Source organism: Shinella sp. GW835-FHT14H05, from assembly GCF_058793575.1.
Map to the genome: position 1 here is coordinate 302915 of NZ_JBXAFY010000001.1, position 12992 is coordinate 315906.

Annotated in this window: 13 protein-coding genes and 1 pseudogene; 9 read left to right on the top strand and 5 right to left on the bottom strand. The window is 64.1% G+C overall.

The window, feature by feature from the left end; translation table 11 throughout:
- Positions 1-274: 274 nt before the first annotated feature.
- The 4 genes from odc2 to AC1Q6Z_RS01460 all read left to right on the top strand — a co-directional run bounded on the left by odc2 (position 275) and on the right by AC1Q6Z_RS01460 (position 4046).
- A complete protein-coding gene (gene odc2, locus AC1Q6Z_RS01445) occupies positions 275-1408 on the top strand; it encodes an ornithine/lysine decarboxylase (protein WP_256119813.1) in 1134 nt (377 codons plus the stop codon).
- Between the two features lie 93 nt (positions 1409-1501).
- Entirely contained in the window at positions 1502-2092 is a 591-nt protein-coding gene (locus AC1Q6Z_RS01450; RefSeq protein WP_256119812.1) for a GNAT family N-acetyltransferase, read from the top strand.
- Positions 2093-2250: 158 nt separating this feature from the next.
- Entirely contained in the window at positions 2251-2928 is a 678-nt protein-coding gene (locus AC1Q6Z_RS01455) for an OmpW/AlkL family protein (protein WP_492646501.1), read from the top strand.
- A gap of 101 nt (positions 2929-3029) precedes the next feature.
- Positions 3030-4046, top strand: coding sequence for a serine hydrolase domain-containing protein (locus tag AC1Q6Z_RS01460; protein WP_492646502.1), 1017 nt, complete (start codon positions 3030-3032; stop codon positions 4044-4046).
- Here the strand turns inward: AC1Q6Z_RS01460 and AC1Q6Z_RS01465 are convergent.
- A pseudogene (locus tag AC1Q6Z_RS01465) lies at positions 4047-4683 on the bottom strand (LysE family translocator).
- A 238-nt stretch (positions 4684-4921) separates the two neighbouring features.
- Here AC1Q6Z_RS01465 and AC1Q6Z_RS01470 point away from each other — a divergent pair.
- Entirely contained in the window at positions 4922-5368 is a 447-nt protein-coding gene (locus tag AC1Q6Z_RS01470) for a glyoxalase superfamily protein (protein WP_256119808.1), read from the top strand.
- Positions 5369-5372: 4 nt separating this feature from the next.
- Here the strand turns inward: AC1Q6Z_RS01470 and AC1Q6Z_RS01475 are convergent, their stop codons facing one another.
- Positions 5373-6539 (bottom strand): outer membrane beta-barrel protein, encoded by a 1167-nt coding sequence (locus AC1Q6Z_RS01475; protein ID WP_492646503.1) that lies wholly within the window; start codon positions 6537-6539, stop codon positions 5373-5375.
- Positions 6540-6787: 248 nt separating this feature from the next.
- Between AC1Q6Z_RS01475 and AC1Q6Z_RS01480 the strand changes: the two genes are divergently transcribed.
- Positions 6788-7069: a hypothetical protein gene (locus AC1Q6Z_RS01480; protein ID WP_439617555.1), complete on the top strand. Its 282-nt coding sequence runs from the start codon at positions 6788-6790 to the stop codon at positions 7067-7069.
- Between the two features lie 65 nt (positions 7070-7134).
- On the opposite strand, the gene AC1Q6Z_RS01485 is transcribed toward AC1Q6Z_RS01480, so the two are convergent.
- From AC1Q6Z_RS01485 to AC1Q6Z_RS01495, 3 genes are all read right to left on the bottom strand, one after another.
- Positions 7135-8124, bottom strand: coding sequence for a WD40 repeat domain-containing protein (locus AC1Q6Z_RS01485; protein ID WP_492646504.1), 990 nt, complete (start codon positions 8122-8124; stop codon positions 7135-7137).
- On the bottom strand, positions 8124-9287 hold the full coding sequence (locus AC1Q6Z_RS01490; RefSeq protein WP_492646505.1) for a CobW family GTP-binding protein: 1164 nt from the start codon (positions 9285-9287) through the stop codon (positions 8124-8126). The genes AC1Q6Z_RS01485 and AC1Q6Z_RS01490 overlap by 1 nt, the downstream gene beginning before the upstream one ends.
- Positions 9288-9434: 147 nt before the next feature.
- Positions 9435-10226 carry a creatininase family protein gene (locus AC1Q6Z_RS01495; RefSeq protein WP_492646506.1) on the bottom strand — a complete coding sequence of 264 codons (792 nt, stop codon included), beginning with the start codon at positions 10224-10226 and terminating at the stop codon, positions 9435-9437.
- 102 nt (positions 10227-10328) lie between these two features.
- On the opposite strand from AC1Q6Z_RS01495, the gene AC1Q6Z_RS01500 reads away from it, so the two are divergent.
- Genes AC1Q6Z_RS01500 through AC1Q6Z_RS01510 form a run of 3 tightly spaced genes read left to right on the top strand, consistent with a single transcriptional unit; the run spans position 10329 to position 12937 of the window.
- Positions 10329-10865: a MarR family winged helix-turn-helix transcriptional regulator gene (locus AC1Q6Z_RS01500; protein WP_492646507.1), complete on the top strand. Its 537-nt coding sequence runs from the start codon at positions 10329-10331 to the stop codon at positions 10863-10865.
- Between the two features lie 45 nt (positions 10866-10910).
- A complete protein-coding gene (locus AC1Q6Z_RS01505) occupies positions 10911-11939 on the top strand; it encodes a LacI family DNA-binding transcriptional regulator (protein WP_256119801.1) in 1029 nt (342 codons plus the stop codon).
- Positions 11940-11968: 29 nt separating this feature from the next.
- Positions 11969-12937, top strand: coding sequence for a 2-hydroxyacid dehydrogenase (locus AC1Q6Z_RS01510; RefSeq protein WP_492646508.1), 969 nt, complete (start codon positions 11969-11971; stop codon positions 12935-12937).
- The last annotated feature ends 55 nt before the right edge of the window (positions 12938-12992 follow it).

The window sequence follows — 12992 nt, forward strand, 5'->3', positions numbered from 1 at the left end:
AACGACGGTGCGGGCCTTTCTGGTGTCTGCCGGCTTTCCAACAGCCGGGGTTACTGAAGAGGCACACCTTCATTGCCGGACGTGCGGTCGGGTTTTCCCGCCAATCCAAGGCAGACAAAGCCGAATTGAAGCCTAGGCGGGCTTCGATTCACCGATCGCGCATGATGCGCACGTTTGGTTCCGGGGTCTCCACCGGCTGGTTCCAAAGCGTGCTTGCATTCTGCCCTTTGTCCTCCGGGTTTCCCGGAGCAACCTGGATATGGGGAATACCGAAATGGCGACTGCACGTATTATCGACTTCCTGAACACCCGACGTCCCGACGGCCCGTGCCTCGTTGTCGACCTCGATGTCGTGCGTGACAATTTCAAGGCCTTCCGCCACGCGCTGCCCGACAGCTCGATCTATTATGCCGTCAAGGCCAATCCGGCGCCGGAAGTCCTGCGCCTGCTCGCCTCCATGGGCTCCAACTTCGATTGCGCGTCCGTCGCCGAAATCGAAATGGCGCTTGATGCCGGTGCCACCCCGAGCCGTATCTCCTTCGGCAACACGATCAAGAAGGAGCGCGACGTCGCCAAAGCGCATGCGCTCGGCGTTTCGCTCTTCGCGGTCGACAGCCATGAGGAAGTCGAGAAGATCGGCCGTGCCGCTCCCGGCGCGCGCGTGTTCTGCCGCGTCCTGACCGATGGCGAAGGCGCCGAATGGCCGCTGTCGCGCAAGTTCGGCTGTGTGCCGCAGATGGCCGTCGACGTGCTCGTCTACGCCCACCAGAACGGTCTCGTCTCCTATGGCGTGTCGTTCCATGTCGGCTCGCAGATGACGAAGGTCGACGCCTGGGATTCGGCCCTTGCCGATGCCAAGCGCGTCTTCGTGCAGCTTGCCAAGCAGGGCATTGAGCTCAAGATGGTCAACATGGGCGGCGGCTTCCCGACGAAGTACCTGCGCGACGTTCCGTCTGCCGAAGCCTATGGCAAGGCGATCTTCGGTGCGCTGAAGAAGCACTTCGGCAACCAGATCCCGGAAACCATCATCGAGCCGGGCCGCGGCATGGTCGGCAATGCGGGTGTGATCAAGGCGGAAGTCGTTCTCGTCTCGAAGAAGTCCGACAACGACAACCACCGTTGGGTCTTCCTCGACATCGGCAAGTTCGGCGGTCTCGCCGAAACCATGGACGAGGCGATCCGCTACCCGATCCGCACCGCGCGCGATCAGGACGAGATGGAGCCCTGCGTGCTCGCCGGCCCGACCTGCGATTCGGCCGACGTGATGTACGAGAAGAACATGTACCCGCTGCCGATCACCCTTTCGATCGGCGACGAGGTTCTGATCGAGGGCACCGGCGCCTACACGACGACCTACTCGGCCGTCGCCTTCAACGGCTTCGAGCCGCTCAAGGCCTACGTCATCTAAGTCTACCGGCGCTCCCGTTTCGAGCGGGAGCGCCAAATTCACAATTCCTTCCAGATACCGTTTGAATCGGTTTTGAGTTCGGGAGGCCCAACGATGGCCACTGTTCTTGATTCTGTCCGCGCGTTCTTCGCGCATGCCGCTTTCACCATCGACCGGGAAAATGCCGGCGACGTCGTCGCGCGCGAGCGTTTGCTCGACCGCGTCATGGGCGAGGGGCGTTTCCGTAAATCCTCGGAAAAGATCCGCCGCGGCCGCGTGGCTGCCGAAGGCCTTGCCCTCGTCGCCCGCGATCCGGACGGCCATGTCATCGGCACCGTTCGCCTGTGGAATGTCGAGGCGGGCGTCGATTCCGACGGCAATGCCGTGCCGGCGCTGCTGCTCGGCCCGCTCGCCGTCGATTGCGAGCATGAGGGCAAGGGCATCGGCGGCGCGCTGATGCGGGCTGCCATCACCGAGGCGCGTGGCCGTGGCCATGGCGCGGTTCTGCTCGTCGGCGATCCAGAATATTACGAGCGTTTCGGCTTCTTTGCCGACAAGGCGCAGCACCTCGTCATGCCCGGCCCGTTCGAACGCCGCCGTTTCCTGGCACTGGAGCTGAAGGACGGTTGGCTCGACGGCGTTGCCGGCATGCTCGTCGCGAGCGGGCGCCGCCTGGCCGGCACGGAGATGCGCAAGGCGGCCTGACGTCAGGTCGGACTTGACGCTTGTCATTGTTTTAATTGTGAAATTGTCAAGATCGGTGCGAATTTCGCACCGATCTTGTCGCCGTTTGATCCATCTCAAGGGAAGGCCCCTTTCGCCGGCTCCATAGTCGCTCCGCAAAGACGATCAGGAGAGACGATATGATTGGGAAATGGATGGGGCTTGCCGCCGGGTTGATGCTGGTGGGCAACGGGGCCTTTGCGGCGGACCTCGAAGAGCGCATGGCGCCGCCGGAGGCGACGATCGACCTTGCAGCGCAAAGCCCCTGGCAGATCCGCGTGCGCGGCCTCGGCGTCATCACGAACGATTCGGGTGCCGTGAACGGGATCGCCGGTTCCGACCTCTCCTATTCGGATACGGTCATTCCGGAACTGGATATCTCCTATTTCTTCACCGACAACATTGCGGCCGAGCTTATCCTCGGCACGACCTATGCGCATGTCGATGCGGCCGGGTCGATCGCCGGGCTTGGCAGGGTGGGCAAGGCCTGGCTGCTGCCGCCGACCGTGACGCTGCAATACCATTTCACCGATTTCGGCGCCTTCAAGCCCTATGTCGGCGCGGGCGTGAACTATACGGTCTTCTACAACCAGTCCGGTTCTGGCGATTTTTCCAAGCTCGATATCGAGAACAAGGTCGGCGCCGCCCTGCAGGTCGGCTTCGATTACATGCTGGACGATCATTGGGGCATGAACTTCGACGTGAAGAAGATTTTTCTCGAACCGAAATGGAAGGTCGACCTCAATGGCACCCCGCTGACGGGCAAGGCAAAGCTCAATCCCTGGCTGGTCGGCGCCGGCGTCACCTACCGCTTCTGAGGATCGAGCCGTTCATGGCCGGTGTACACGGGTTTTCAACACTGCGTGAAGCCCGGCCATCGGCCATGAAATTGCGCCGCCCGTCGCCTATCTGCCTTCCCATGAGGAAGCAGCTTTTCATTATCGGTCTTGCTCTGGCCTTGCCGCTCGCAGGCGCCCGCGCGCAGGAGCCTGTTATCGCCCAGCCGGCGCAGACGATCGCCGAGACGCTGTCTGCGGCCGCCTCGCTGTCGCAGCTGAAGGCGGTCGTCGTGGCGCGCGACGGCAAGATCGTCGCCGAGCGTGGCTATGGCGGGCATACGCCGGCCGAGAGCGCGAACATCAAGTCGGCGTCGAAATCGATCATCTCGGCCCTCGTCGGCATCGCCATCTCCAAGGGCCTGCTCGAAGGCGTCGACCAGCCGATCGCGCCGATCCTCGCCAGCGACCTGCCGGCGGAACGCGACCCGCGGCTCGACCGCATCACCATCGGCAACCTGCTCTCCATGCAGGCGGGGCTGGAGCGTACCTCCGGCGGCAATTACGGCCGCTGGGTCGCGAGCCGCAACTGGGTGCGTGCGGCCCTAGCCATGCCCTTCGCCGACGAGCCGGGTGGGGCAATGCTTTACTCCACCGGCTCGACGCATCTTCTCTCGGCGATCCTGACGAAGGTCGGCGGCAAGTCGACGCTGGCGCTCGCCCGCGACTGGCTCGGCCCCCTTGAGGATTTCCGCATCGGTGCCTGGGACCGCGATCCGCAGGGCATCTATCTTGGTGGCAACCAGATGGCGATGAGCGCGCGCTCCCTGCTGGCCTTCGGCGAACTCTACCGCAATGGCGGGCGCACCGCGGATGGCACGCAGCTCGTGCCGGAGGACTGGATCCGCAAATCCTGGCAGTCGCGCACCAATTCGCGTTTTTCCAACGACGGCTATGGCTACGGCTGGTTCGAGCGGGTGATCGGCGGCAAGACGGTGCATTATGCCTGGGGCTTTGGCGGCCAGATGCTCTATATCGTGCCGGACCTCGGCCTGACGGTCGCCATGACCTCCGATGAGGGCGACCCTTCCGCCCGTTCCGGCTACCGCGACGACCTGCATGATCTCCTGGCCAAGATCATCGGCACCGCCGAGAGCTGATCAGTTCGCGGCGCGGCGATAGAAGGCGAGCGAGCCCGCAAGCGCCAGCAGCGCACCGCCGCAGATGCGGTCGAGCCAGGCGGCACCGGATGTCTTGAGCAGGCGCACGGCCTGCGAGCCGAGTGCGGCATAACCGAACATCACGACGAAATCGATGGCCGCGAAGACCAGCGCAAGCAGGGCATATTGCTGCGTCTGCGGGGCCGATGGATCGATGAACTGCGGCAGGAAGGCCGAGAACAACAGGTAGCCCTTGGGATTGGTGACGGCGACCAGCAGGCTTTTCGAGAAGATCGCCCGCGCGGTCGTGCGGCCGGCGGCCTGTGGGTCATCGAGGGCGCGGCCGAGCGTGCCGGTGGAGCGCAGCATCTGGATGCCGAGGAAGGCAAGATAGGCCGCACCCAGCCATTTGACGACGGTGAACCAGAATTCGGACGCCGCAAGAAGCGCGCCGAGGCCAAGTGCGACGGCGCCGATCAGCACGAAATCCGAAAGCACGGCGCCGACCATGCCGGGCAGTGCACGGCTGATGCCGTAGCGCGAGCCGTTGGTGAGCGCGAGCAGGACAGTTGGGCCCGGGCGTCGCGATGCCGATGAAGGCGACGGCGGCGAAGGCAAGCAGGGTGACGAGGGTCATGGTGGTTCCTCCCGCTGCGATTGCTCCCACGCCTCAGCCGGCGATGCAAGAGCCCGCCATTTGACAGGCGGCGCGCGAAGCCTTATGTGCGGGGCAGGGTGAGAGCCCCTGCCGTCCGCGAGCGTTAGCTTTGGTGAAGTCTCTCTGAATGACGATCGGTCTTCCAGCATCATGCATGCGAACCGGTGGCAATGCGGGCTCCCTCCGAAATGACGCATGCAGACACTGGAGATCCGACATGCGTCCAACATCGACGCCCCTACCATCCCTCGATGCCCTGAAAGACCAGGCGAAGCGGCTGCGTGCGCGTTTTGCCGAAGACGACCAGGCGATTTCCCATTCCCGCGCACTGGAACTCATCGCCGCGCAATACGGCTTTCGCGACTGGAACACGCTGCATGCCGTCGTCGGCAACCGGCCGCCGTTCAATCCGTGGATGCTCGGCTCGCGCGTGCGCGGGCACTATCTCGGCCAGCCCTTCGATGCGGAAATCCTCGGCGTGCAGGCGCTGACCAGCCAGCCCGGCCGCTACCGCATGACGCTGCATTTCGACGAGCCGGTGGACGTGGTGACGTTCGACAGCTTCTCCGCCTTCCGCCAGCGGGTGAATTGCACCGTCGACGAGACGGGGCGCACGACCGAGAAAACCTCGAACGGCCGGCCCCAGGTCGAGCTGGAGTGGTGAACGGTCAGAACGAGCCCGAAAACCGTGCCGCAAGGCCGTCGACCTCGAAGTCGGCGGCCTTGTCGTTTTCGCGGCGCACGAGGTGGCTGTATTCCAGCGAGGCGGTGGCGCTCTTGGAAAATGCATAGCTCAGCGTCGCCGAGATCGATTTCGTGCGCGTGCGATAGTCGTAATAGAGCCAGTCGCTATAGGCCTGCTCATAGGCGAGCGCGAGCTTCAGCTTCTCCGTCAGCGCCTTTTCCAGCGAAAGGCCGACCGTTCGCACGTCTTCGCCGAGCGAATCATCGATGTCGCCGAGCTGAATGTCGCGCGTGAGCTTCGCCTTCAGGACGGCTTCACGCGGGAGCTGCCAGGTCAGCTCGCCTTTCAGGAATGGCCGCGCGCGTTCCACCGTCTTGCCGAGATACGGGCTTTGCACGCCCACGACGCCGGCCTCCGCCATCAAGGTCAGGCTCTTGCCGAAGACGCGGCCATAGGCGAGCGATCCACGCAGGGTCTCGGCCGGGAAGCGCTCGAAGGCGCGGCGTTCGGAGCTGGCGATCTGGCTTGCGCGATATTGCAGCGTGGCGCCCACCTCGCCGCCGAAGAGCGGGCGGATATGGCCGCCGGTTACGTCGAACAGGGTATAGCCCGCTTCGAGCTGGGTCGACCTTAGCCCGCGCAGCGTGAAATGCGCCTTGCCGCGGTCGAGCTTGGTGACGGTTGCGGTCAGGTGATTGCGGCCGCCCCAGCGGTCGACCGTGATGCCGGCGCTGGCGGTGGCGACGACGTCCACCTTGCGGTAGCCGATCAGCGCGCCGGGCAGGTTAAGAAAGATGTCGCCGGTGCGCCGATGTTCGACGCCGCCCTTCAGCGTGAGTTTTACCGTCTTGCTGAGGTCATGGCTGTAGCCGAGCTCCAGGCCCACGATGCGCTGGTCCGCGAAACGATACTTTGGCACGCGGCGCACACCGGCGCTCAAGGCATAGGCGAGATGGGAATCTTCCAGCGCCAGACTGCCGCGCAAACCGAGCTTTGCCTCGCCGAAAGCGGCCGAGATGCTGCTCGAGTCCTGGAAAATATTGGATGTCCAGCCGCCACCCACCTTGTAATCGACGGTTGAGTCCGCAGAAGCCGGGTTGTATCCGGCAAGCGCCAGAGCCGTGCAAATGAAGCCACGAAGGAAGCGCATCGGATCCTGCCTCTGTCTGTTAATGGAACAGAATCCTAGAGTTGTATGGTTAAAATTTCTCTCAGTGATTGAATTTCGCGTCGATATTGCGATTTATCTATTATGAGTTGTGATTGGTATCAGATCGTTAAACTTGTCTCTGTTATGGTTAACTATTTGCTACGATTGGGAAATCTGGTTGAGTAAATCGGCGCTTATATTACCTTCAGTTGCGTACCACCGAGGTACACAACCGAAGGAGAGAGAACATGAGCAAGACCCGCACCACCATCCTCATCGCAACCATCTTCGCATTTGCCGGCGCCAGCCAGGCGTCCGCCGGCGGCCTCGGCATTCTGAACGGCAACAAGACGGGCGGCATCGTTATCGCCCCGAGCGTCGGGCTCGGCATCGGCGATATCCTGACCGACAACGACAACAACAAGGTCCTGAACGGCGTGCTCAACGGCACCCTGTCGGGCATCCTCAATGGCAACACGCTCGGCATTCTCGGCGGTAGCGATTGCGGCTGCAAGAAGCGCAAACACTGACCGCACCATCCCCACCCTTGCGGTCCGTGGGCCCGGGAGAGCGTCGCTCTTCCGGGTTTATGCCGTTATCCCGCGATATCGATGACGCCGCAATCGCCGGCTTCGCTGGCGAAGGCGATCAGCTTGCCGCTCTTGCTCCAGGCCATGGAGGTGATGGCGCCCTTGCCGGGGCGGCGCAGCAGCACTTCGCGGCTGTCGGCGAAACGCGCGGCGAGCACCATGCCATCCGAATAGCCGATCGCGACGACTTCTTCCGCCGGGTGGCAGGCGACGGCCGTGACCATCACGTCGCTGCGGGTGCCGAGTTCCAGCGGCGGCTTGCCCATCGGGCCGTCTTTCGCGGAGAAAGGCCAGACGATCGCGGCCGGCGCGCCGGAAGAGGCAAGCCACTTGCCCTTGGCCGACCAGGAAAGCGACTTCACCTTCGCCGGATAGCCGGTCATGCGCATGTGGCGGGTATCGCCGCCGGGCTTCGAGTCGAGCTTCCAGCCGTGCAGGGCGTTTTCCTGCATGCTGGTGACGACGAAGCGGCCATCCGGCGAGAAGGTGATGCCGGTATGGGCGCCCTTCCATTCCAGATCGACCGGCTGTGCGGCCATGGCCACCCAGTGCAAAGAGGCACCGTTGTAGCGCGCCAGGCCGATGCGCAGGCCCTTCGGCGCGAAGGCGACGCCCTCGACGGAGCGCGCCTCCACGAACTCCTTGATCGTGCCATCCGCAAGCCGGACGCGCGCCGTGCGGCCCTCCGCGAAGCCGACCGCGCCCTGCGGCCCGGCGGCGACGATGGAGATCCACTTGCGCGGCACTTCGGCGACAAGGCTCACGCTGCCGTCGGCGGCAATGCGCATCACCTTGCCGTCTTCACCGCCGGTGATCAGCGTGTCGTTCGCCTCGTCGCGCACGCAGGCGAGCAGGCCGTCATGCGCCTCGGTGACCTTGTGGCCATGGTCGAGGCGGTTGATGGCGCCGGAGGCGGAGGCGAAGAACGGCACGTCACCGAGAAAAGCGGCCGCGACGACGTGGCCGTCGAGATCAAGAGGAGCGACAGTCGGCATTATTGGGTCTGTGCCTCGCAGGCCTTGAAGGTGCGTTCGATCTTTTCGCGATCAAGATTGCGGCCGATGAAGACGAGGCGGCTTTCGCGCTTCTCGCCGTCCTTCCAGGCGCGCTGGTGGTCGCCCTCGACGATCATGTGCACGCCCTGCACGACGTAACGCTCGTCATCGCCAGCAAAGGCGATGATGCCCTTGAGGCGCAGGATGTTCGGGCCGTCGGTCTGGGTGATCTTCTGGACCCAGGGGAAGAAGCGGTCCGGGTTCATCTCGCCGCCGCGCAGCGAGATCGACTGCACCGTCACGTCATGGATCGGCGAGACGCCGTGATCGTGGTCATGGTCATGATCGTGGTGGTGATGGTCGTGATCATGGTGGTGGTGCTCATGATCGTGATCATGGTGGTGGTGTTCATGATCGTGATCATGGTGCGCATGATCGTGGTCGTGACCATGATGATGATGGTCATGGCCGCAATCCGGGCCACAGACATGGTCCGGCGCATCGTGGTCGAGGAAGTGCGGATCGTTTTCGAGCGCACGCTCCAGGTTGAACGCGCCCTGGTCGAGAACCTTGGTGAGGTCGATTTCCGAGCGGGTCGTGCGGTGGATGCGGGCGGACGGGTTGATGACGCGAACGGTCGCCTCGATGCGGGCCAGCTCTTCAGGGCTCACGAGGTCGGTCTTGTTGATCAGCACGACATCGGCGAAGGCGATCTGGTCTTCCGCCTCGCGGCTGTCCTTCAGACGCAGCGGCAGGTGCTTTGCGTCGACCAGCGCCACGACGGCGTCGAGCTCGGTCTTCTGGCGCACGTCGTCGTCCATGAAGAAGGTCTGGGCGACCGGCACCGGATCGGCAAGGCCCGTCGTCTCGACGATGATGGCGTCGAAGCGGCCGGGGCGGCGCATCAGGCCTTCCACGACGCGGATCAAGTCGCCGCGCACGGTGCAGCAGATGCAGCCGTTGTTCATCTCGTAGATTTCCTCGTCGGATTCGACGATCAGGTCGTTGTCGATGCCGATTTCGCCGAATTCGTTGACGATGACGGCGTATCGCTTGCCGTGATTGCCGGTGAGGATGCGGTTGAGCAGGGTCGTCTTGCCGGCGCCGAGATAGCCGGTGAGCACGGTGACGGGAATGGGTTTCGGGAGGGCTGTTTCGGTCATGGGAACCTCGAGCGATTGCGGGGACGGCTGAGACGTCCGGTTGGCGTCTGATATAGGAGATCGAACGGGCCAGCGCAAATGCGATCGGGTCTTGTCGTTGCGCAATCCGGACGCAAAACCGCGTTCCGCACTTTTGCTAGAATTGCTTTAGTCCAGCGTCTTCACATCGAAGGCGGCGACGTCTTCGAGGAGGGCGACGAGGCCGCGCACGGCGTGCATGAGCAGCCGCTCGCCCTTTTCCGCCGTCGCCGCACTGGCGTCGCCCGCAACGCCCTTTGGGTTGAGGTCGGACATCTTCCAGCCGAAGGCATGCGGCCCGTAGGCGCGCAGATGCGCGAAGCGGGCGGCGAATTCCGCCTGGCGCGAGCCGAAGCGCTCCGCCTTCTCCATATGGACCACATCCGGATGAAGCGCGAGCATGACGGAGGTCTCGATGTCGCCGCCATGGATGTCGATCGCCTTGTCTTCCGGCGTGATCCATCCGTCTGGCTGGCCGAAGCGGGTCCAGGCGGTCGCGACGATGAGCATGTCGAAGCGAATGCGTGCCTCGGTCGCGACGATGGTCATCAGCGGGGAATTGCCGCCATGGGCGTTGAGCAGCACCAGCTTGCGGATGCCGAAGGGGCGCAGGTCCCCGGCTATTGCAAGCCAGCGCTCGATGGCCTCGGCATAATCCAGCGAGCGCGTGCCCGGTACGTCGAGATGTTCGGGCGAATAGCCGACCGGCTCGACGGGAAGGAAGGTGACGGGCAGGTGCGCCGGCAGCACGGCCATCAGCCGGGCGGCGACGCCCTCGGCGATCAGCGTGTCGGTTTCGAGCGGCAAATGCGGACCATGGCCCTCATGGGCGCCGAGTGGCAGGACGGCGATCCAGTCCGCGCGCGCTTCCGCCGGCAGGTCCGGATCGTTTTCGGTCCATCGCATCTTGGGATGCGCCATTCCTTCCGCTCCGATCCTGACTTGCCGCGCGCCTGTAACCTGAGTCATATGAAGGCGAGGCCCGCGACGCAAGGGCGGCGAAGCATTCGGGAGAGGCGATCGATGGGCAAGAAGCACAAGGACGGCAAGGACGCGAAGAAGAGCAAGAAGAAGAAGTCGCACGATGACGTCACGGGTGCCGGCCTTGCTAGCGCGGTCGTCAATGCGGCCCGCTCCATGCGCACGGTGCTGTCGCGCAATCTTCTGGCGACTGGCCTCTATGCCGGTCAGGATGGCGTGATCCTCGCGCTTTCGGAGGAGGGGGGACTGACCGCCGGTGCGCTCGCCACCCGCCTGGGCGTCAAGGCACCGACCATGACGCGCACGATCGGCCGGCTGGAAGCGCAGGGCTTCGTGGAGCGCCGGCCCGACGAGACCGACGGGCGGCTCACCGTCGTGCACCTCACTGAGTCGGGCCGCGCCACCGTCGAGACGATCACCGAAGCCGGGCGGCTCAGCGAAGAGCAGGCGGCCGAGGGCTTGAGCGAAAAGGATGTGCGCCAGCTGCTCAAGCTGCTGCGCACCATGGACGAGAACCTCCACGCCAACCTGCCGGATGGCCCACGCAACGGCGAAAAGCCTGTTGCCGAGGACATTTAAACTGTTTAAATAAACGGTTTTAAACGCATCGTCTGGGGAGGGGTCGTGGCCCAGAAAATCAAGCTTTCCACCATCGCGGAGACGCTCGGCGTTTCCACGGCGACGGTATCGCTTGCGCTGAGGGACAGTCCGCTCGTCGCGGCCTCGACCCGGGATCGCATCAAGGAACAGGCCCGCGCGCTTGGCTATATCTACAATCGCCGCGCGGCGAGCCTTCGCACCTCCCGCTCGGGCATCATCGGTGTCGTCGTGCACGACATCATGAACCCGTTCTACGCGGAAATCCTGAAGGCCATCGAAAGCGAGCTCGATCGCGACCGGCAGACCTTCATCCTCTCAAACCATTACGATTCGGTCGAAAAGCAGCGCAATTTCGTCGAGACGTTGCTGCAGCTCGGCGGCGACGGCGTCATCATGTCGCCGGCCATCGGCACGCCGCCGGAGGATATCCAGCTTGCCGAGGACAATGGCATGCCGGCGATCCTCATCGCGCGCTCCATCGAGGGGCTGGATGTGCCGATTTTCCGCGGCGACGACAGCTATGGCATTTCGCTTGCCACCAATCACCTGATCGGGCTTGGCCACCGTACCATCGCCATGGTGGGCGGCACGGACCAGACCTCGACCGGCCGCGACCGCTACCAGGGTTATGTCAACGCGTTGCGCAAGGCGAATATCGAGGTCGATCCGAGCCTGCGCATTCCCGGCCCCCGCACCAAGCAGGGCGGCTTCGAGGCGGCGGTGCATTTCCTCTCGCTGCCGCAGAAGCCGACGGCGGCCGTTTGCTGGAACGACCTCGTGGCGATCGGCCTGATGAACGGCATCGCCCGCGCCGGCCTTGTGCCCGGCCGCGACGTCTCCGTCACCGGCTATGACGACCTCGAAGAGGCGGCGATCGCCACGCCCGCGCTCACAACAGTCTGGAACGGCCAGTCCGAGGTCGGGCGCAATGCCGCGCGCGCGCTGCTCGACAAGCTCTCGGGCAGCCATGAGCCGGACGGCATCCACCTCATCAAGCCGGAAATGCGCATCCGGCAATCCACCGGACCGCTGAAGCCGCATCCGGAAGGCTGAGGCATTTCAGACAGCAGGGAGGTTTTGCCATGGCGGCCAAGACACGCATTCTCGTGCCGGGCACGATCCGCGAGCGGGTGCTCGATCGCATCACGGATGCCTTCGACGTCGTGCGCATCGAGCGGCCGGACCCCACATTGCTGGCCCGTTCGGAAGCCGCGAGCATTTCCGGCATCGCCGTCTCCGGCGGCTGTGGTGCGGCGCTGATCGAACATCTGCCGGGGCTGGAAATCATCGCGAGTTTCGGCGTCGGTTATGACGGCATCGATGTGACGGCCGCTGCCGCGCGCGGAATTGTCGTCACCAACACGCCGGATGTGCTGAACGACGAGGTCGCGGACACGGCGATCGGCCTGCTGCTGAACACCGTGCGCCGTTTCCCGCAGGCAGAAAGCTGGCTGCGCGAGGGGCGCTGGGTGCGCGACGGCGCCTTTCCGCTGACGCCGCTCAGCCTGCGCGGCCGCAAGGCCGGCATCTACGGCCTCGGGCGCATCGGCATGGCGATCGCCGAACGGCTGAAGGGTTTCGGCATCGATATCGCCTACCACACGCGCCGTCCGCGCGAGGGCGTGCCCTATGCCTATTATCCGTCGCTGGCGGAGCTTGCCGGGGCGGTCGATATCCTCATCGCCATCGTGCCAAAGACGCCGGAGACGCACCGCACGATCAATGGAGAGATTCTGCAGGCGCTCGGCCCCAATGGTGTGCTGATCAATGTCGGGCGCGGCTGGACGGTTGACGAGGCGGCCCTTGCGGCGGCGCTGAAGGATGGCGTCATCGCGGCGGCCGGCCTCGATGTGTTCTATGACGAACCGCATGTGCCGCAGGCGCTGCTCGACCTGCCGAACGTCTCGCTGCTGCCGCATGTCGCCTCGGCCTCAGTCGCGACGCGAGATGCCATGGCCGATCTCGTGGCGGACAATCTTTTTGCCTGGTTCGAGCGTGGAACGGCGGTGACGCCGGTGCCGGAAACGCCCTTTACGCGAAAAGCCGGGTAGGCTCTGGAAAGCCTTCATTAACCTTTCGGCAAGTTTGCGGGCGCATGCTTTGTGC